This is a genomic window from Metabacillus crassostreae, from assembly GCF_016908395.1.
Lineage (GTDB): Bacteria > Bacillota > Bacilli > Bacillales > Bacillaceae > Metabacillus > Metabacillus crassostreae.
In genome coordinates, this window is record NZ_JAFBDU010000002.1 from 411520 (window position 1) to 433644 (window position 22125).

The 22125-nt window shown below is 31.1% G+C and carries 13 protein-coding genes; all 13 read right to left on the reverse strand.

Annotation, left to right across the window (positions count from 1 at the left end; translation table 11 throughout):
* Positions 1–33: 33 nt before the first annotated feature.
* Positions 34–1332, reverse strand: a complete 1299-nt coding sequence (locus JOC75_RS09620; protein ID WP_204953842.1) for a methyl-accepting chemotaxis protein — start codon at positions 1330–1332, stop codon at positions 34–36.
* 166 nt (positions 1333–1498) lie between these two features.
* A complete protein-coding gene (locus JOC75_RS09625; protein ID WP_204953843.1) occupies positions 1499–3835 on the reverse strand; it encodes a glycoside hydrolase family 3 C-terminal domain-containing protein in 2337 nt (778 codons plus the stop codon).
* 78 nt (positions 3836–3913) lie between these two features.
* The gene (locus JOC75_RS09630; RefSeq protein ID WP_204953844.1) at positions 3914–6664 is read right to left on the reverse strand and encodes a glycoside hydrolase family 3 protein; all 2751 of its coding nucleotides are present in this window, start codon (positions 6662–6664) and stop codon (positions 3914–3916) included.
* A 353-nt stretch (positions 6665–7017) separates the two neighbouring features.
* Positions 7018–9537 (reverse strand): GH39 family glycosyl hydrolase, encoded by a 2520-nt coding sequence (locus JOC75_RS09635; RefSeq protein ID WP_204953845.1) that lies wholly within the window; start codon positions 9535–9537, stop codon positions 7018–7020.
* 465 nt (positions 9538–10002) lie between these two features.
* On the reverse strand, positions 10003–10617 hold the full coding sequence (locus JOC75_RS09640) for a DedA family protein (protein ID WP_204953846.1): 615 nt from the start codon (positions 10615–10617) through the stop codon (positions 10003–10005).
* Between the two features lie 422 nt (positions 10618–11039).
* Positions 11040–12008 carry a Gfo/Idh/MocA family protein gene (locus JOC75_RS09645; RefSeq protein WP_204953847.1) on the reverse strand — a complete coding sequence of 323 codons (969 nt, stop codon included), beginning with the start codon at positions 12006–12008 and terminating at the stop codon, positions 11040–11042.
* Positions 12009–12737: 729 nt separating this feature from the next.
* A complete protein-coding gene (locus tag JOC75_RS09650; protein WP_204953848.1) occupies positions 12738–13715 on the reverse strand; it encodes a hypothetical protein in 978 nt (325 codons plus the stop codon).
* Between the two features lie 125 nt (positions 13716–13840).
* Positions 13841–15151: a hypothetical protein gene (locus tag JOC75_RS09655; RefSeq protein ID WP_204953849.1), complete on the reverse strand. Its 1311-nt coding sequence runs from the start codon at positions 15149–15151 to the stop codon at positions 13841–13843.
* A gap of 546 nt (positions 15152–15697) precedes the next feature.
* Positions 15698–15982, reverse strand: coding sequence for a hypothetical protein (locus JOC75_RS09660; RefSeq protein WP_204953850.1), 285 nt, complete (start codon positions 15980–15982; stop codon positions 15698–15700).
* A gap of 42 nt (positions 15983–16024) precedes the next feature.
* Complete coding sequence (locus tag JOC75_RS09665; RefSeq protein ID WP_204953851.1) at positions 16025–16573, reverse strand: hypothetical protein; 549 nt, start codon at positions 16571–16573, stop codon at positions 16025–16027.
* Between the two features lie 173 nt (positions 16574–16746).
* Positions 16747–17301: a recombinase family protein gene (locus JOC75_RS09670; RefSeq protein WP_204953852.1), complete on the reverse strand. Its 555-nt coding sequence runs from the start codon at positions 17299–17301 to the stop codon at positions 16747–16749.
* A 177-nt stretch (positions 17302–17478) separates the two neighbouring features.
* Positions 17479–19707, reverse strand: a complete 2229-nt coding sequence (locus JOC75_RS09675; protein WP_204953853.1) for an ATP-binding protein — start codon at positions 19705–19707, stop codon at positions 17479–17481.
* A 548-nt stretch (positions 19708–20255) separates the two neighbouring features.
* Positions 20256–22016, reverse strand: a complete 1761-nt coding sequence (locus tag JOC75_RS09680) for a hypothetical protein (protein ID WP_204953854.1) — start codon at positions 22014–22016, stop codon at positions 20256–20258.
* Positions 22017–22125: the final 109 nt, after the last annotated feature.

Genomic DNA, 22125 nt, shown 5'->3' on the forward strand with positions numbered 1-22125 from the left:
AATGCCTTACAAAAGATACATTCAATACAAATATTATCTAACATTAAACCTATTCATATCATTTTTAAGCTCAATAGCCACTTTACTTAGTAGTTCTGCAGAAGATGCAAGTTCTTCATTAGATGCCGATTGTTCTTCTACGGATGCTGCGACATTTTGTACACTAGATGAAACTTGTTCTGTCCCACTAGTAATAACGCCAATAATTTCTCTAGTTGTTTTGGCTTTATCATTCACTGCTAGTGACCTACTATTGACTTCTTTGGACTGATCACTAATCTGATGAACATAATCTACAATAATGGTAAAGGCTTCACCACTTTTATCCATCATTTGAGTGCCTTCTGCAACTACTGTTGTTCCAGTTTTAATTGAGCTAACAGCATTAACCGTTTCCTTCTGAATTTCCGTTATTAGCTTACTAATGCTACCAGCCGCTTGTCCTGACTCTTCAGCCAACTTTCGAACCTCCTCAGCTACGACAGAAAAACCTTTGCCTGCTTCACCAGCACGTGCAGCTTCAATAGACGCATTTAGAGCAAGAAGATTGGTTTGTTCAGCAATCGATGTAATAAGAGATACAATATGACTAATTTCTTTGGATTTATCTCCGAGCGAATTAATAATTTCCGATGATTCATTAACAGCTGTCTGTATGATAGCCATTTTAGAGATCGTTTTCTCAATTAACTCAATTCCGGAATTTGCTTGATCATTTGTTTCATTTGCCAGTTGATTAACGGATTGAATGGAACCTGAAACATTGTCCATTTCACTCACAACTAATTGTGCCAATTGTTCTAAGTCTGTTAGTTTATTCACTTGTTCTTCTGAGCTTGAGGCAATCTCTTGGACGGCAATGGAAATTTGATCAACTGCTTCACTTGATTGTTCCGTACTACTTTTTAACTCCTCAGAGTGTGACGAAACATGTGTAGCTGTATCATTTGCTTTTTTAATGACTGAATGTAAGTTGCTTGTCATTGTGTTAAAATCGTTGATTAAATTTCCTATTTCGTCTTTTGAATGGTTATCAACTCGTACAGTTAAATCCCCTTTTGATGCTTTTTGGAATGCTACTGATAATTTACTAATTCTTTTAACCACTAAAATCCTTATAACTAAAACAATAACGAGGGTAGTAAAAGCAAAAGAAACAAGATTACTTACAATAAGCCCAGCAATACCGTTTATAAAACTGGGTAAAAAAACTTTAATGAATACCTCGGAGATTAGTGAAGTGATCATTAAACTAAAGACTACTCCAAAAACAACTTTTACAATTAAACTACTTCGAAAATTGAAATTCTTCGTTATTTTCTCATTATCCATCTGTTAACCCCATTTTTGTATTTATTTTTTTGTCTATTTATCGGCTACTTATTCATAAAAAATTCAGCAAAATGACAATAGTTTCATGGTATAAGCTTTCTAAAAAAACTCTTACACCAAAAACATTTATGCTTTTGGTGAAGAGTTTTACCGTTTCCTTGTTATCTTATCGATTAATCCATCGTAAAAGTTGCTCAACATTCTTTTTACTAACTTTCCCACCCGAAAAGCGGTCAATTTGTCTAAATGGCATGTTGATAACAAAGTATACATTATTGGCCGTTAACGGTTTTCCAATTCTTTTATAGTAATGATGGAAAAACATAATAGATTTATATAGCAGTTTGCCAAGCCAGTTTTTATACTGTGCTTGATTAATCGTATCATTCATTCCTAAATCTTTATGATGATCCCAACTTTTAGGTGGAAGCTTTCTACCTAATATTTTTTCAAATTCTGAATCAGGAATATGCTTCGCATTTGCCTGAGCGTAGTGTGGATATTCATCCTTTAAGAAAACAGTTGGAGAAACACCCTCCATTTCAATCGTTTCCTCCAAATGAATTTCTTGAATTGAGCTACCTACTTGAATCTTATACAATCCTGATTCGATTTCCCAATCCTTTATTTCAGGATTATAGTATGAGAAATCTCGTTTTGTTAACGTTAGTGTCACTCGCTTCGTTTCACCAGGTTCCAAGTAGACCTTATCAAAGCCTTTTAATTCTTTTTGCGAACGGAAAATCTTTGAATCTACCTTTTCAATATACAATTGAGCAATTTCTGCTCCAGCAACTTCACCAGTATTTGTCAAATCAAAACTAACATTTAAGCCGTCTTCAAGAATATTACTATATTCAAAAGTAGTATAAGATAGCCCATATCCAAATGGGTAAAGTACTGGTACATTTGCAGTCTCAAAGTATCTATAACCGATGAATAGCCCCTCTTTATGCTCACTTGTTGCTTGCTGACCAGGGTAGTATGCTGAGGAAGCTACATCATTATACTGAATTGGGAATGTTTCACTTAATTTACCGCTTGGATTGTGTTTGCCAAGTAATATATCAACTATAGCTTCACCCCCACCTTGTCCAGAAAGATATGTGTGTACAATCCCTTGAACATCATCTGCAAATGGTAATTCAATTGCTCCACCACCAGATAAAACAACGATAACTTTCTCACTTACCTTAGTTAAAGCTTCAACAAGTTCTAACTGATTTTGATCTAGCTTTAAATCTTCTCTATCTATACCTTCTGCTTCTCTGCTTTCATCAAGACCAATAAATAAAAGCACTGCTTCAGCAGATTCTGCGAGGCTTGTTGCTTCTTTCAACAATTTACTACTCTTTCCACCCAGTCGCTTAAAGCCTTGTGCATAGCCTGCAATATTTAGAGAGGAATTTTGTAAACTATCAAGTGGATTACTTAACTTATAGGGATTAATTAATGAACTCCCTGCTCCTTGATATCTTGGATTTTTTGCAAAATCACCAATAACCGCTACTTTTGTTTCCTCTTTAAGTGGAAGAATACTATTTTCATTTTTAAGGAGTACAATAGACTGACGAGCAGCTTCAACAGCCTTTTTGTAGTGCTCTTCATAATCTACTTTTACAGCTTCTTTATCATCTAAACGTACTTTAAATACTAGAGATAGTAATTGATCTACCGCTTCATCTAAGATTGATTCATCTAATGTTCCTGCTTTTATTGCATCGACAATCTCTTTATCTGTAATTCCGTTAGTAGATGGCATTTCTAACTGATTATGAGCTTTTAACCCAGCAATACGGTCATTATTTCCACCCCAGTCAGTTACAATAACACCGTCAAATCCCCATTCAGAATACAAAATGTCATTCGCTAAATGTTGATTTTCATTTGCAAACTCACCATTTACCTTATTATAAGAAGACATCATCGTAAGAGGATTACTCTCTTTTACAACTTTTTCAAATCCTGTTAAATAAATTTCTCTAAGTGAACGTTCATCAACAATTTCATCAATTGTCATTCGCATATGCTCCTGACTATTTACAGCATAATGCTTAGGACAAGCTGAAATGCCATTGTACTGAATTCCTTTTACCATTTCACTAGCTAGTTCACCAGTTAGAAATGGGTCTTCTGAAAAATATTCGAAATTACGTCCACATAACGGATTTCTTTTAATATTTAGCCCCGGTCCAAGTAATACACTGACTCCCTCACTACGAGCTTCCTTCCCAATATCTTGTCCCACATCATATATCAGTGACTTATCCCAGCTATTTGCTAACGTTGCCGCTGTTGGATAACAAGTTGCTGGTAAGCTTTTATTTAATCCAAGGTGATCTGCTTTCCCGCCTTGTTTGCGCAGTCCATGTGGTCCATCAGTTAACATAATGGACGGAATTCCAAGTCGTTCAATTGCTTTCGTATTCCAAAAGTTTTGCCCAGACATAAGGGAAGCTTTTTCTTCCAAAGTCATTTGTTTAATTAAATTTTCATGTTTCATTCTACACACCGCCTAAGAAGTTGTTAATTGGTAAGAAGGCGGACATAGTCCGCCTTCTTACTCTAGCAAGTAATATTTTTAGTTAAAAATGTACGTCTTCAGTGTTGCATATAGTGAATTATGCATACTATTTCGTAGTCCTGCTGTCATCGCTTCTGGATGCTCATCATATGCTTCTTCTAAAAGTTTTTTATTCTTTGTAACCGATAAAATATCTAACATTAAATCATTACCAGATGTAATGGCTTTTTGTGGCTCCATGAAACCGAACACCGCATCGGAAGATACGACACCTTCAAAGCCCCACTCATCTCTTAGCATTCCATTTAATAATTCTGAATTTGCCCATTTACCATCAATGTAAGTGAAACTAGACATTGCACCGGTTACACCAGCCTCTTTTACTGTCATTTCGAAAGGACGTAGGTGTAATTCACGCATAGCTTGTTCATTTGACCATACTAGAATCCCAGAGCGTGCATTTGTTTCTTGCTCATTCATGATAAAGTGTTTCATAAACACTGTAACACCTTGGTCACCTGCACCTTTCGACATACTACCACCAATCATACCGTTTAATACAGGATCTTCTGACATATACTCAAAGTTTCTTCCGCCTAGTGGTGAACGGTGAATATTAAGAGCTGGAGCGTACCATCCGTGAACTCCATATGCTTTAGCTTCTTTTCCAATTGATTCACCCATTTTGTAGGCTAAATCTTTATTCCACGTTGATGCAATAACAATTTCAGTTGGGTATGCTCCAGCTTCGAACTTCTTAAAGAAGAAATTAAGCCCAGCAGGTCCATCTAATAAAACTGTATTCGGAATTCCATGTTCTTCAATTTCTATAGTGTGATAAGCAGCTTCTGACACATAATCGATCATTTGATCCACAGTTAATTGGTCTAAGAATTTATCCCACTTAGCATCGTCATAGTCTAATCCTTTTAAATCTTCTAATTGTAGTCCATTGTCAGCACCTGTTATAGGCATGTCCACATCGTTATTAAATTCGTGTCCTTGAACTCTTTCAATAACGAGATCTGATGCAACTTTTGAATCATCTTGATCTGATGGATATGTTCCTTTCCAATCATTACGAGAAAGAACTGTTAATTCGTTTTCTGATTGAGTAAAACGATTTTTATACTCTGTTCCTGTATCAGCGTCTGTGTTATACACAATTTCTTCAAGTAATTCATAGCTCAATGAACTTTCAATGTCATGAACATTTTTAGCAAGTTTAATTTCGTATGTTCCTTTTTCTAGAACATAGTTCTCATTTGCCATATCATATGAAGCCATATCCCTTGTATCATACGTAATTGTTAAAGTTTCAGACTCTCCTGGATTTAGAGACTTTGTTTTTGCAAAGGTTGCTAAGTTAATAGCAGACTTTTCAATTCCACCTGGTGTATACGGAGCAGAGTAGTAAACTTGAACAACATCTTTCCCTGAGACTTTACCAGTATTTTTTACTTCTACTTTTAACTCGATCGATTCATTATTTAATTGTTGACTAACGACATTCCAATCAAATGTTGTATAACTTAAACCAGAACCAAAAGGATATTGAACTGCTTGTTTGTATCCCTCTTCATTTCCTTTATAGTAGGTTTCATAAAATCTGTATCCTACATAAATTCCTTCTTCATAATTAAGGTAAGCTTTATCTAAATTCTCATATTTATAATCTCCGAAATTCTCACTCGCTGGTGAAGATTCAAGATCATAAACATACGTATCAGTAATACGTCCGGAAGGATTTATTTCTCCTGATAGAACTTTAGCAAGTGAATTTGTTCCAAATGGTCCAGGAGTCCCAACCCAAAGTATGGATTGAATACTTGGAAACTCCTCAACAAATCCTAATTCAAAAGTATTACCAGCATTTACGATGATTGTCACATTGGTAAAGTTACTAGCTACTTTTTCAATTAATGCACGCATATCATCTGTTAGCTGTAATTGATCCGCACTTACATCTGACGCCTCTACCGCATTACTTTGAACAATAATCATTGCATTATCAGAGAATTCTTTCGCCTTAGCTAGTGCAGCAGCTGTAACTTCTGGCTCACCAGATTCCTCGTCACCACCACCAAGCAATCCTTTAACTACTTGAACCGCACCAGTTTCACCCTTACCTGTTGCTTCTTCTAATTCTGGCAATCCCGCATAGTAATCATATAGTTCCTTATTGTACTCAATTCCTGCATTGTTAAGCGCATCAAATAAATTGACAGCACGAGATAAGTCTGATGCACCAGAACCACCACCTGCATATTTAAAGCCAAATGCCGTAGAACCAAATACATTGATTTTTTTATCTACTAGAGGTAGTGAATTGTTTTCATTTTTTAATAAAACTAATCCTTCATCCGAAATTTCTTCGGCAATAACATCGGCAGCTTCTCTTGCTTTAACTGCTTCTTCACTTGTTGTATCAATTGTAATGTGTTTACCAGACATGTTCCCAAGTATACTTGAAACAGTCGGCCCTACCGTTACTACAGCAAATAATACCACCGCACCAACAACCGACCAGCCGGCGATTCGTATTGGTCTATTTTTTATTTTTTTGTACTTTTTTGCTTCTTTTTTCGCTGCTCTTCTTTCTTTACGGCTTAAAGATCTCAATTCTACTTTTCTTTGTTGTTTCTGTTCTTTCCACAATTGTTTATCGCTTACAATTGCTGCCTTTCTATCAGCCTCTGGCATAGCAGCAATTTCCTGCTTTCTTTCTTTACGCTTTGCTTTATCTTCTTTCACTCGTTGCACTATTTCTTGTTTCTTAGCTTTTCTCTTTTTAAAGTATTCAGACATGATGATCCCCTCCAACATTCACTTCTATTTTTAAATACAATATTATCCTGCAACTACTCTGTCTTTCCTCTTTTGAAAGATTCTTTCTATCTATCTTTGATTTCTTTACACATTATTTAATCCAACCTGCAGGAATAGTACCAAATGAACATTATTTATATGATTGCGCTTTCTTCCTGCGAAACTGTTAAATCTACTATAAATTTATTTTTCATTTACTACATTCCAATAACATAGAAATACTATTCCGATTTTTGACTACATAAAAAAACCAAGCCATTCACCTTGTCAAAAAAGGGAATACCTTGGTTTTGTTTCATTTGATATGAATTTTGTTAATATTAGCTTTGAAATTAGTACCTTTTTTTTAGTTCAATTAGCTGTATTTCGTGTGGATGAAGAACTGTTTGCAAATTGAATTCATTATGAATGTTGATCTTCTGAATTTGAATGCCTGGTTCAGCCCTCCCTTTAAGAAATCTCATCGTGTCTTGGTCAATGCTACCTGGCGCTCCAATGTCTACCCAAGCGTCAAAAGAAGAGCCTTGTTTTCTATTCACATATTGTTTTTTTAACGTATATTCTCCCTGGATACCATTTAAATTTAAATTGTAGGATTTTTTCGAGTCATTCTCAAATACCGTGTAGCGATTAATTAAAGACAGCTGTGAAAAATCAAATGAACTATAAAGTTTATTTGGATGAGAATAATTAAAAATTAAAATCTGGTAGTCTTCTCCTCTTTTCGTAACAATTGTATCTTCTTTTTTAAAAACAAGTTCATCTCCAAGCTTACTTAAAAAATAATAAGCATGGTAACTAGCTTTTTTTATTCCATTGTATGTCATCAAGCCAAAGCCCCCGTGAAACAAAGGCTGTTCAAAATTAAATTCTTCAAAAATATCCGTAAATGTCCAAAATCCCATTCCTTTTACTTTCCAAAAGTTTTCAATGACATTCTTGACAATAAAAGAAGCCATATAGCATGTATCATGTATTAAATCTCTACTATTAACACTAGCGTTCCATTCAGTTATCCATAGCTCCTTATTCAGCTGAGGATAACCTTTAATTATGCTTTTGATATTGTCAATTCTACGTGTAAAATTATGTTCATCACCAAACTTAATATTCTCTGTCTCTTCAAGCTTTTTAATAATATCACCTGTGAGATACACATCACCAAAATCATTAATAGGATCGTTTTTTTCCGGTGATTCCTTTGAAAGATTGTAAACATGGAAAGAGAAGAAATCCAGTTCGACCTTCTCCTTTTCCAAGTACTTACTAAAATCCTCTAACCAAGTCATATCAGATAAAAAATCAATATTACCAAAGCCACCTATTCTTAGCTCAGGATCGATTTTTTTTATACATCTATAGCTTTTTGCAAACAATGTTATGAATTCTTCTCTTGTTCCAGACCAGAAATACTTAACTTCTGGTTCATTCCAAAATTCAAAATACCAAGTTCTTACTTCCTTTAGTCCATAACGATTAATTAAATGCCTGATGAATGCTTCTAACATTTCTAACCAGCGATTGACATTTTTAGGTGGAGAAACATAAGCATTCCACCTGAAAATTGTATCTGAAGTACTAGCTAAATCCTTTGGCATAAACCCTATCTCTATAAATGGTTTTATCTTATTCATCAGTAGAGAATCTAGTAAAGAGTCTATATGGTTAAAATTTAAAAAATATGTGCCATCAACTTGCTCATTGTATACAAGTAGTTCGTCTGAAAAAATCCCATGAAATCTAATATATTCAAAATCAATTTCTTTTTGTACAACCTGAAGCTGCTCATAAAATTCTTTTCTCAACGCATGTGGAGCATAACCAAAGGTTGTTAATTTTTTAAAGGAATGACTTATAGTCTCTGTGTTTCGAGAGAGATTAATATCATATTTCTTATCTACAGTAATTTCATCTTGATTTTTCTGTTTACGTTCTAAATGTTTAAATAAATTCTTTAGTGATTCTCGACTATTAATACTTAAATAATCCTTCGGAATATTTTGCTCAACTTCTATCAAGTATTGTTCACGAAACTGAGAAGGAGTTATTCCCATCACTTCTTTAAAAACCCGATAATAGGCTTTACTATCTGGAAACCCATATTTAAAAGCGATATCGGTAACCGTTTCGTCTGTTGTTTGTAATGACATTAAAGATTTGTTCAAGCGCATGCTGTCTAATTTCTTTTTTAAAGACATACCTACTTTTGCTTTAAAATATCGAGATAAGTATTGTGGATTTAACGAAAATTCTTTTGCTATCCCCTGTAAACCAAAGTCTGTTTCTGTACAATGGTTATTCATGTACTTCAATATTTCTAATAGTCTTTGATCATTATCTATATCTTGACGTTCTTTTTCTAGTAGTGGAACTTCAAAATGCTCCATTAGAATAACAACTAGATCAAGTAAGAGTTTTTCTACCTTTAAATAATACAATTTTTTCCTATTCAGAATCAAATCCATCATATTTGCAAGAATATACTTCATTTCATTCACAATACTTAAATTTACCGTCCCAACTTCACTTGAGTTTAGATAGAACCTTTTGTTCTCAGTATGAATACGGTGCTTTTTTAAGTATTCACTTTCTATTTGAAGAGCCAACACCTGAGTTTTTCCAAAAGCTGTTCTTGCGTTAATAAAATGAAGTTCATTACTATTTACAAGGAATAGTTCACCCTCTTCTAACTGATAGCTGTCTCGACCAACTCTTATTTCCAATGCACCTTTTAATACAAATAGAATCTCAATATCCTCATGCCAATGATATGGAAACCGTTCTAAAGTATGCGTGAAAATATTAATTGGTAAATCCACTTGATAGTCTATTTGTTCATAATCATAACGCATGACTCTTCCTCCACACATACATAGTAAGTTACACTTTATCAAAAAATGAAGTGAGAGGAAAGGGGACCTTTCTTTAGTTAGTAGTTAACCTAAGAGGATATTCAATACATAGCAGAGACACTACATTTCTACTATCTAAGACAAGACCAATTATGTGATTAGGTTCAGTAGCTATATAAATCAAGAGATTATAAGAGTGGTGAGAAGTAATTGAATCATTTTACTACAAAACAGGCTGCCCCATAAACTTCTTCAGGGCAGCCTTCGTTATGATTTCATATTCACCATTTATTATAATTATAGTATTAGAAACATTTGTAGTTATTTAAGCTGTATTTTATTTAGTAATTGTTTTGATATTTACTTGATACTCACTTAAAGTAGATCTTAAGAAAATGACTAGGATGACCGCTCCAATCCACAATAGTGAGAAATTTGAGTTATATCTCATCTAAAAAAATCGCTTTATGTTTTCTTTATTAACCTTTTTCGAATAAATAAAAATCCTGCAACTATTACGATCACTACGAGGGTGACATAAATTACATTTGAATAAATATCCATTATACTAACGATATCTTCCCAAGAAGCTCCAACTGTTGCTCCTAAATATACAAGTACAACGTTCCAAATTAATGTACCTAATGTAGTAAGAATAAAAAAGATTCCTAATTTCATATTGGACATCCCTGCTGGTATTGAAATTAAACTCCGGATTAAAGGGATAAACCGACAAAAGAATACTGTAAATGGACCGTATTTATCAAACCAAGCATCTGCTCTATGTATATCTTTCTTTGTCAATCGAAGAACTTTTCCCCATTTATCAATAATTTTCTCTAATCTGCTTACATCAAGTTGCAGGCCTATAAAATAGAGGATACCAGCCCCTAATACAGAGCCTATAGTAGAAGAAATAACAACTCCTAATATAGACAAGTTTGTTTTAGTTGTCATAAATCCTGAAAAAGTTAAGATTACTTCTGATGGAATGGGCGGAAAGATGTTCTCTATCGCTATTAATAGCATTACACCAACATAACCATACTCTTCAATAAATGTTGTTAAAAAATTTTCCATACTTACTCCCTTGAAATTTATTTAAACTAATCTTTGCATTTAAATTATTAGAGCAAAATTAACCAGAAGAATATAGCTTTTAGTTAATCCTTTTATTACATCATTTGTTTATCGAGGCGTGAGATATAGGAAAGATATCCATCCCTATGTCTATAGTTACCACTCTGTTAGACATCATCATCTCTAAAATCCTTAGTAGATGGTCTTATCTAACAAAAAAACATTCTTTTCTTTCCTTCCCACCGTTTAAATGATTAGATTTCAATATTCTATAGTTTATGTATGTTTAAGATTTGATAGCAAACTCATTCATTAGGACGGAAATGGATAGTTTGTGTATTATCTTCTATTTTATCTAGTTTTTCCTACTGTTGAAAAGTAATTATTTAAAAGTTTTTCCAACTTATGATTTCCCTCCAATTTTAGATTCTATCATTTTCGTAATAAACACCAAATTGCTTTCGGCACTCATCCATTATTTCCATTATTTCTAAACTATCTTTATGCTGCACTTCTTCACTTTCTAATTTTCCTAGCCTAATATCCTGAGCTACCTTATTAAATTGATAGGTATAACTACTACGACCTGTTTTATAAACAAACTTTTTTCCATTCGATGTTATAACTGCTTTGTTACCAGAGAAGAAATTAGGTACCTTGATTTTCCCTTTAGTTCCTATTATGTTTGCCTGTATCATACTATATTTAAAGATGGAAGTAGAAATATTACTTACTGAATCATTTTTATTTAATAGTTTAATTTTATCATCACCATCCACACCAAATCTGTTTAATGTCGTTTTGGCATCAATAGCTGCTGGTTTTCCTAATAACATATGACTATAGGTTATAGGGTAAACTCCTAAATCAAGTAAAGCTCCCCCTCCTAACTCAGGTCTATTAACCCTATCTCTTCTTGGAGACCAAACACAGAAGCTAGCATCCAACTCTAAAATATCACCTATATTCCCAGCTTTAACATTTTCGTTTATAAATTTAGCTAATGGATTGAATTTCATCCACATAGCTTCCCCTATATACAAGCTGTGTTTAGATCCGTATTCGAATAGTATCTTTAATTCTTTTGAGTTTACTGTAATTGGTTTTTCAATTAAAACAGGCTTTTGGCATTTTAATGCTAGCAAGGCATTATTAAAATGCGCTGTGTGTGGTGTCGCTATGTAAACCCCTTCTACCTCTGGTGCTTGTATAGCATCCTCCATCTTTTCAAATGCTAAACAATTATATTTTCTTGCGAATTTATCTGCATTTTCTTTACGATTAGACCAGACTGATATGATCTTATGGTCACCAGTAGAAAGTATTTGCTTAGCGGTTTTTTGCGCTATACTTCCACTTCCAATATATGCCCAGCCAAATGGTTTATCCAAGTTAAAGCGCCTCCTTTTTAATAGCAACTTAAATTAACTCCCGTTGTTACAACTAAGTATAGACTACCTCCTTGAATTCATGAAGTAGTCTATACTTTAGTAAGATATTATTCACATTGTTGCCGAAAAAAGATAAAGAATCTGGTGTCTCTCCCAAGACGTGTTAATAACAATTATCACTATAAAAAAAAGCTCCAATTCCACATACCTACCAGGAATTAAAGCTTCACGCTATGATGATCCGAGAGGGATTCGAACCCCCGACCCCTACCCTGTCAAGGTAGAAAAAAGAATACCTTCCTGTGTTAATTGGTTGTCGTTACTCCCTATAAATCCCTTTCTTAAAGGATTTATAGGGTATTATATTTTAATTAACCTTAATGAGTAAATTTAAGTGTTAATTAGTTTGTTACCAAAATTGTTACCAATTTAAAAGGTTTTATATAAGCAGATAGAGCAAAAACAGAAAGGATAAACTTTAAATTAAGAATAGTACAAGCTAATTTTTAATATATTAAAAACCTATCTTGTGCTATTTTTTAAAATTGCTTTCTTTACCTTTGCAGTCGCGTTTTATTCAAAAGTTTTTTAAAATTATCACAACATATATCAATATCTTAGTTCAACAAATGCACTCTGGGTAGGGTATATACTATACCCTACCCACCTAATTGTTAAATTAGCAATAATCTCTATATTATTCTTCTAATGTTTATTTATTATAAAAATTTATCCGAAATTTTTATCCTCCATAGTTTCATAAATAACATCTAATATCTCCATAACGGAATTACACAGAGTTTCTGCTACACTTTTAGAATAAAAATAACCAATGTCATGCGAAAAGTCATTGGCTAACCTTATAACATTATTTGTAAAATATTCTTTCAAAACTTTATCATTGTTGTTTTTCAAGTGAGTATGTATCTTCCCTAGCATATTTTTCCCATAATCATCGGCTGGAAGCAAATAAGCTTCATATATACAGTAGTACTTTAGAATCGATTCTAAAATACTTCTAGCTGTATTACCTACACTATGTATTTCATCAAAGTCATCATTGTCAGCTCTTTTCAGTTTTTCAATCGCTTTATTCAACCTTACTTTTGAGTAGTCTAACGTCTCAATCATTAACACTAATTTAGAAAATCCAACTCCAATACTATTTTCTTTGGGTTGAATCAAAAAGCTAAAAAAAGGCAAGTTATGTAGAATACAATTATATATTTGGTTATTCTTCACATAAGTAATAGCTGTGTATAGTTCTTCTAAATTATCTTCAACAATAATTTCTTTTTTTTCAATGAGTTTACTAATACCCAAGAAATTTTTTACTTCTTTTAACTTCGAAACGTTTGGCATAAAAATAATATAAATATGTCCATCAACCAATACAAACCTTATTTTTCTTATTCTACATAGTGTATACATATATGTATAGTTGCCAAAAATCTGTCTAGTAAAATCATCAGTAGGGAATTTTTCAAAGTCTTTCCAATATATAAATAAATAATTATCGGTTAATTCTATACGTGAAATATGGTCATAGTTCTTGTATGAAAAATGGTCAACAATAACTAGACCTTCCGTTTTCTCATTTAGCTCCTTTAGAAACTCAAATATAACTTCCTTTTCAATAATCTCTTCTGGTTGACCATATTTAATCCATATATCTATAAAGAGTTGCTCACTCATTTTATACTCCATGTTTAACCCCCTACTAGTGTACAATTACTATTCCAATAACTTGTACAAATTCTCCTTTAACCACTATCAATTCAATAATCATATTTTATATTAATTAAATGCAAATTACCCTTATGTATGTAATTTCAGTTTTTATCATGCAGAAAATATTTTATTACCATATGTAAAAAGACACTAACTAAAAATATTATTAATAAACTATACATAAATATTTTAGAAGCCATTAATTCAAAAATATATCCTAGAAGAAAGAATACGTATATTGATATAAAAAGAAGGTTATCCAAATTCGATAATATCCCCTTAAGGGTATATGATTCCTTAAGACTTCTAATGAAGAGAAAAAGCCTTTTAAAAAAATTATATAAAAGTATTATTAGAATTAAGAAAACAATAACCAATTTTCTATCTCCGTTGAAGAAAGTTGTTGCTAAGATGTCGAAAAATGAACTCACTAGATTTGTAATAAATTTTTCAATTTTTATTTGGTGAATACTAAATAGTTTATTTATCAAAGCAAAAATATAATACACCAATATTGGAAATACAAATAAAAAGAAGATTATTCTCAATTTCTGTCCTTTTTTCCATACCTCTTTTATTTCCAAATAAACCCCTTTGGTTTCACCGAACTTACTGTTAATAGTTTCAAAAAATCTTTTATAATTGTAATTTGGTTCTAACTCATCCCAAAATGCAAAAATTTTATTTTTATTTTTTTCATAATATTTTTCAAAAAAATCCCTTGCTTTATCCATAATTAGAGAGAAATTAAAAATAAGACCCATTAACAATAACATTAAATTTATCATTGATTTTTCGTTCAATGATTGAAAAGTCTTAGGTATACTTAGAAAAGTTAATATTGATAGTAAAACAAATAATAATAACCATAATATAAATTGTCTTTCAGACCTTTTCTCCTTATCTGGTGTTGCTTCACAATATAGTAAAACAGTAAAAATAAAAAGTATAAAAGAAAATAATAAAATTAAGAAGGTATTATCAGGAAAAAGAAAATTTGCTATTGTAAAAAAAACACTTAATAATAAAAAATAAGTACCCAAAATAAACCAGAGAGAGGTTATTACAATCCCTTTAAAATTTATGTCTTTTAATATAATAAAACTATTTAATACGTATCTTGGTAAACAGAAATTTTTAATATTAAAGTTCAATAATACTATACTAGCTAATGATATTGTAATAAATCCAGCAATGCTGATTGTCAAATATATTAAACTTACATCATAATGACTTCTAAACATTAATATAAAAAATGACCCAAAAAAGCTAACTGGAATTACAACAACAAAAACATATATTAAGTGTAGAAAAAAGTATAAATATCTCTTCTGTTCATAACTTTTTAAAATTGAATCAAAAAAAACTGAAATAATAACTATGTAATTTTTCATCATACTAAAAGGTGTCATTTAATCCCCCTACTATTAATCCCTGGATATATTTCTATTTTATTACTATGATTAAATTTGACTAATATCCTAATACAATAAGTTAAATTACTTTTTCTTAAAAGGCAGTTAATATGAAACATGTTCATTTACTAGATAAAAGTTCTCTTTTATTTACAATCCTATTATTAACATTATCAATATAGTTCTTAGAAGGTACAGAGTAAATCATCTCTGTACCTTTAATTATTTACTCTATAAATGTAAACTACCGATAATATAGTATGAAGTAACTAAAGGGAGAAATTGACCTAAGAAAATGAAGTACATCACGTATATTACAATTATTGAAATTGTAGCTTTCTGTGCTGTCAAATTTTTAGACTACCTAGAAAGCCAAAGAAAGAAATGACAGAATAGAAAGGTTAGATAGTGAAATTTGTCAGTTAGAAAGAGAGATTGAACTTCTTGAAGATTACCTTGATGTAATAGAGTAGTAATATTCTCTGAAATAACACACAGGGATTGTTCCCTGCGTGTTTACTATATTACAAAAGTAGCCAAAATCTATTCATTCTCTATTATGAAATTGTATTTTTTATTTATTCTAGACGCAATTTCCCCTAAGAAACTGTTGACTGTCATACTCTCTACTTTGTTTGTATACCATGCAAGTTTAGCCCCCTTATTAACTCCTTTATACTCAACTTCCAATGGCATATAATTATTCATAGAATATGTATAGTCAAATTTTATATATAATTTATTTCCATTTGGACACTCAAGAAGTACCTTATATAATGGGTTCTTATACTCTGGTTCAAACTTCACCTTTTTTATTTTTGTTAACACTTTAATCCTCCTTTTACACTTTTTAACACTATTCTTGTTCTTTTACTTATTTAGATTAATAACATGTTTACTTAAATACTCTTCTATTTGCATATATCTTAATATTGGTGATTGCAATGCTTTCGTTTCTTTTCTCGAATACTCCCTTAGTGCCTTTAAACAATCTTGATAACTTTCATTTATAACAAGTTCAAGGTTTATCCCATATTTTTCATAAATCATTTCCTTTACTACACTAAGTTGATATATTTGGCTATTTTCACGTGTTGTTTTATTATCCTTTACAATTGGCGACCACAACATATAATGTTTTTGATAGTCTGGTAGATACTTATCTGCATATTCAATATCCTTACTAAATTTATCAAACAGCTTTTGTATATTATTGTTTTTATTATCTTTACCTACATATAGTAATCCTGTAGTTAAGTGAGTTGTAGATTCACAGACATATGCTTCATTTGTTTTTAGATTAATACCCACAACATCAATTTCACCTTGAACATCTTTTGTATAGAGATTTCTTTGAACAAAATCACATTCTTTTATATATTCTAAATAAGACGCAACAATTTCTTCACCTATATTCATCATTACCTCCATACAATATTCAATCAATTACAATAATACCAAAATATTCATTCGGATAGTTGATATAATTAGGTGTAGTTCTTGATGTGCTATAGGGTATTATCCTTTTTGAATTTTTGTCAAAAATGTAATGTCCCCCCCTCTTCATTTACGGAAAAACAAAAAGGCAACACTTATCGTGCTACCTTTCTCTTATGCCTAATTAACGTGCTTTTTGATATTCCTGTTAAATCCTCTACCTGTTTATATGAATTGGTCTCTAACAGCTTTAAAGCGTGTTCTAACTGTTTTTTTGAATATTTTTTTGGTCTACCTTCTCGAAAATCTTCACGTTGCTTTGCTATCATTTTCCCTTCTTGCGTACGTTCAACAATCATATCCCTCTCAAACTCAGCAAATGCACTCATAACGCTAAATACAAGCCTTCCTGTTGGCGTATTCTCCACTAATCCCATGTTTAGTATATGAACCTTAACACCTCTTTCAAACAGCTCTTTGACTGTACTAATAGCGTCTACAGTCGAACGAGCAAAACGATCTAACTTTGTGACAACCAAAGTGTCACCTTCTTTTAACTTTGAAAGAAGTTCATTAAATTTTGGTCTATCGGCTTTAGTTCCTGTAAATTTTTCAGAATATATTTCGTTACAACATTCTTTTTCTAGTGCTTGTAATTGCGTCTCTAAATCTTGATTAACTGTTGATACCCTTGCATAACCAAATTTCATATGTGTAATCCTCTTTTTCCATGTGTGTTTATGACACTAAGTTACGACACCTTCTAATACCTTGATTCTACTAGTCCAGGAAAATGGTGTCAATACTTTTAAGTTATGACACTACTTAAGATGAAAAACAACATTAAAAAACAAACTTTCTTTTAAATTGAATAATTTGAAAAGATTCTACTCATCTTCTCGATTAAATGCAACTTGTTCTCTCGCACTGACTAATTCTTCTGATGTAACTAATAATTGCAAAACATCACTATATAGAGTTTTCAAGTGATGGTCTGAGATATCTAAAATTGGTTCAAACATGAAAGAATTTAAATGAATATTCTCAGGTGTCATAATATTTACTTTCTCTAAAATTTCTATGCTATTTTTTTTATCTAAAAAGAGTTCTTTAAACTTACCGAAAAGAATACCTGTTTGGTTCTTACTAATTGTTGAAAGGAACTCTGGGTCATTAATCTCATTAATCATATACTTTTCAGCGTTTAACCTTATTGCTATAGATAAAACTACTTTATTTTCAAGGTTAGCTACTGAATCGGACTCTGAATTTATTATATGGTCAGCTACATCAAAAATAATATCATAGAGTTTTTTGTCACCATTTTCCAATTCTAATTCATTTAAATCTTTAAAAATACATTTGTAAATTTCTTGCAATTCTCTTTTTGTTAAAGTTGTAGTAGCTTCTTTCATATGTAATATTGAAGTTAACTTGTTAAAATTTTCATTGTCTCCTATATATTCTGCAATATTTCTAGCAAATGTTACCGATGCAATCAACTTTGTATTATCAGTTAAGTTACTTTTCCAATTCTTAAGTGGGTTACTTATATATCTATACTTAAGGTTTTCTAACTTTATATAATCCCTCTCTTTCATTGCCATGTATGACCCCATATATTTACTATTGCCACTTATCCTTTCTTGAACTGTTCTAAAGAAGTCAAAATTATGAGTCAATATAATTGAACAGAAACTGTTATGGTCAGCTACATCCTTTAAGTATTCAATAATTGCGTACTTATTCTTATAGTCAAATGAATCAGCAATATCATCTATAATAAAAAGAGTGTTTATTCCTTGCTTTTTCCTAGATTCTATTTCAAAGATTATATTTAATAAATATAATGTTCTTCTCTCTCCCTGACTTAAAACCCTTACTAGTAATTCTTCATCTACATCTTCAGAACGTTCGTTAAAATAGTAATTTATACTTGGTGCTTCATCTTTTAAGATTGAATCTTCCTTATTTTTCATCCCTAATCTGTAAGGAACATAAAATCTCCTATTAAATATTTCTATTACATTTTCCCAATCTGTTTGCTCACTTTTTGCTTTTTCAATAATTTCTTTTATTTTATTTTGTCCTTTTTTAAATTCATCTACTAAATTTATAAACTCTTCCTTATTTTCTTTCATATATGAAATCCATAACTGTTGTTTAAATTTATTTAAGTCAGCCAATTCTTTCAATATCTCTTGATTTTCAAACAAATATTCTCTAAATTCCCTTAACTGTGCATTAGAAATCTTTTTATCAATATTTTCAAAAATAGTTTGTAAGGACTTGTCATTTAAAATCGAATCTTTTGCATCCTTAATTATTCTTAGGAACTCTTTTTGGTCGGATATTTCTTGTTTCTTTCCATTTACATTTAGATTTATAGAATGTTCAGCTTTAAAAAATCCGTTATCTTTAAGGTTCTTATGCACAGTTGTTGCATGATAGTGATTAAAATCCTTTTTTAAAATTGGTGAATTACTTATTAACTCATCATATTTTTCAATATATTCTTTAATTTGGTTTTTAAAATCACCAGTTTCAAGAAAGTCTATAACTTTCTCATTAAAAACTTTACTATATACTATATAACTATATACCGAACTGTTCCCGTCATTTACCTTATCTTCAATTTTACTTAGTAATACTAGTAGGTTATTATTATCTTCATCAAAAGAGTCACACAATGCATCTTCGATGCCTTTTTTTAATCCTGAGTATGGTTTAAGAACCTCTACTAGTTTTTCTTTCTGAATATCTATGTTTTCATGAATTTTATCATACTGCTTCCTTAATTCTTCATTAACAAGTAATGTAGATATTTTATTTGATTTAAAAGATTTTTCATAAGGTCTAATTACAAATATTGATTCAGGAGAAGCATCTTCTTCACCATTAACTATAATGCTACTAATAGATTCTTTCATTGGAAATAATAAATCTTTAGAACTATTCCCATTACAATAATCGTCAAAAACATTTGCAAATGATGTTTTCATTATGCCATTGGGAGCATAGATAATTTGAGTAGATTTTCCATTGGTAAAATCAAACTCATTTTCTAAAGAATTTATACCATAACAGTTTTGAATTTTCACTTTTACTCTGTCCATAACTTCCTCCTTTTATTGTTATTAAAGAATACAGCTCTACCTAATTCGACAAATCCAACAAATATCCTGTTATAATTTGTGAAATCATCCAATTTTTTGAATCAATAGTAATTACAACTACTTGAAAAATCACTTTAATATTTCTTTATCGGTTCTAATCGGTTTTCCGATAAATTAAAAAAAAGCCCTTTGTTATAAGGCTTTTTTTTCTCAATCGGTATCGGTATTATTAACAGAGGTCTGTGTTCTTAACTAAATACCCTACTCAAAATTCCTTTTGAATTTATCACAGGCAAGTTGCTAAGCAACTCGCCATTGTCAGTTCACGCTAACGCGTGACTGAACTTTTACATACTTTGTCTTTCGCATTTCTATTTTCTACCGATATAAATGTTAAATAATCAATAAATATAAGGTTTATAGCACTAAGTCGTATATGTTCTCATATAAAAGAAAAGAAATACTACTAGATAGATGAAAAAGAAAAATAAGCATTTTAAAGCGTCAGCTTTAAAAGAAATGCAAAACTTGTTTTGCTATCAACATCATTAGTAGTCTGGATAAAGTCTTTTAATACTCTTTTGTTTAATTTCAATCAACCCTTCTTTTATAAGTGATTTTACTTCATCGCTCTTAAGATATTTAGAAAAGTTGGATTTATCAATATCAACTTTTGAGCTAATTTCTTTCTTGGGATACTCCCCTTGTGAAAGTGACAATAAATAACGAACTAATTCCTCTGTTTTTGATGTTTTTGCAGGTCTAGATATACTCTCTGATTCAACCTCTAATTCTACAGGGGAATTTACCTTAACACCTTTTAATTCATTTATTACACGTTCAATTACATCACCATCTGAATTTATAACAAATACTGCTGCTTCGTGTGAATTGTCTCTGTTAATCCTTTTAATTGCTTGATATATTTCGCCTGCTAAATATCCCTGCCTTATCTCTTCAAATTCACTTTTAACAAAAGCCATTTTACCTTTTTTTGCATAGTAATCCATTCTAAACCGATTATGAAATTCTTGCCCCGTTGCCATAGACCACATTATAGTATAATGTTCCATCGGTAAATGTGGGGTAGCTAAAATCCAGACCTTATTAAATTCTCTCCATTCGTTTTTACCAACAATATTACCAAAATATGAAACTTCCACTTTCCCCAGAATATCATACTCTGATAATTCCCTCTCGAGTTTATCCTTTAGTTTAAGGTTAGTAACAATTAATGTTTTATCTTCGTCCTTTTGTGAACTAGAAATTAACTCTGCAATCTTTTTATTATATTTTCCATTTGTCTTTTTTATATTATAAGTAGAAGTATTAAAAATAATTTGTGTAAAATTTGTTGTTGAGTGGTCAATAATTTTTGTTTGTCTATTAACCTCTATTTTAGGGTCATACTCATAACGCTTATCAAGCATACCATTTGCGTCAAGAATTATATTGTTAGCTAGTCCCCATCGAGTTAATCCTCTGTCATATGTTGATATACGATTGTTGTTAAAAATACAAGTATTTGCATAAAACAATTCCAGACCTCTTACAAAATCTTTGACATCTTCTCTCTTCTGAGTTTCAAGTATTCCTTCCTTTTCCAAAAATTTTATTTTAAATTCTGCTAACTCACCTTTGTCTAATTTCGGTTTAAATACCATAATCTCATGTGACCGTTTTTTTGCCTTTAATAGTGATTTATTAATTGTTAAATAATGAAATAAACCTTCACATGCTTTTACAAAAAGTGGATGCAATGAAAAAGGTAATAAATTCAAAATTTCTAGATACTTTTTTTCCGTGAAACTATAAATAGGCATATGGAGGGCTTCATCTATTACCATTGTATGTCTGTCTTTAGTGAAAAACTGTCTATCATGAATGTCTTCACCAGCTAACCTTACATACCTACTATGGCTAATTATAAGAACAGTATATTTTAACAGTACTTTAGGGTTTTGTTTCAATATCTTCCAATTTTCAGATGTGATTGCTAAAGCAATACTGTCACCCAAAATTGAGTTACTATTAATGTGATTAGCTGTAGCAATTGCTTCATTATTAAATCTTTTTACAATAAGGAATTTTCTATTACCTAAATTGTTAAGATACTCACTTATAATCATGTCTGTTTTTCTACTTTTACCTATACCAGCTTCAAAAGGAATAACCTTGTATTTACCAGAGCCTGTCTCTCCTTCTATAAGTACCTTACTTAAATATTTGACTTTATCAGTGTATTTTTTTCCGTGAGTTTTATAAAATGTGTCTTCCTTTATCAATTCTTCTATATTTTCAAGTTGCATATAGTCACCCATTATTGAGATTAAAATTTATAAATAGTCTGCCTAAGACTGTAATAACCGTTCATTTAGTTTATTTTTTTATGAACTTCTATAATACTTATTACTCATA

Excerpts from the sequence above, each read along its gene's own strand:
- JOC75_RS09620 (WP_204953842.1), bottom strand. The coding sequence starts at position 1,332 with ATGGATAATGAGAAAATAACGAAGAATTTCAATTTTCGAAGTAGTTTA.
- JOC75_RS09640 (WP_204953846.1), bottom strand. The coding sequence starts at position 10,617 with ATGGAAAATTTTTTAACAACATTTATTGAAGAGTATGGTTATGTTGGT.
- JOC75_RS09680 (WP_204953854.1), bottom strand. The coding sequence starts at position 22,016 with ATGCAACTTGAAAATATAGAAGAATTGATAAAGGAAGACACATTTTAT.
- JOC75_RS09670 (WP_204953852.1), bottom strand. The coding sequence starts at position 17,301 with ATGAAATTTGGTTATGCAAGGGTATCAACAGTTAATCAAGATTTAGAG.
- JOC75_RS09650 (WP_204953848.1), bottom strand. The coding sequence starts at position 13,715 with ATGGAGTATAAAATGAGTGAGCAACTCTTTATAGATATATGGATTAAA.
- JOC75_RS09625 (WP_204953843.1), bottom strand. The coding sequence starts at position 3,835 with ATGAAACATGAAAATTTAATTAAACAAATGACTTTGGAAGAAAAAGCT.
- JOC75_RS09675 (WP_204953853.1), bottom strand. The coding sequence starts at position 19,707 with ATGGACAGAGTAAAAGTGAAAATTCAAAACTGTTATGGTATAAATTCT.
- JOC75_RS09630 (WP_204953844.1), bottom strand. The coding sequence starts at position 6,664 with ATGTCTGAATACTTTAAAAAGAGAAAAGCTAAGAAACAAGAAATAGTG.
- JOC75_RS09655 (WP_204953849.1), bottom strand. The coding sequence starts at position 15,151 with ATGACACCTTTTAGTATGATGAAAAATTACATAGTTATTATTTCAGTT.
- JOC75_RS09665 (WP_204953851.1), bottom strand. The coding sequence starts at position 16,573 with ATGAATATAGGTGAAGAAATTGTTGCGTCTTATTTAGAATATATAAAA.
- JOC75_RS09635 (WP_204953845.1), bottom strand. The coding sequence starts at position 9,537 with ATGCGTTATGATTATGAACAAATAGACTATCAAGTGGATTTACCAATT.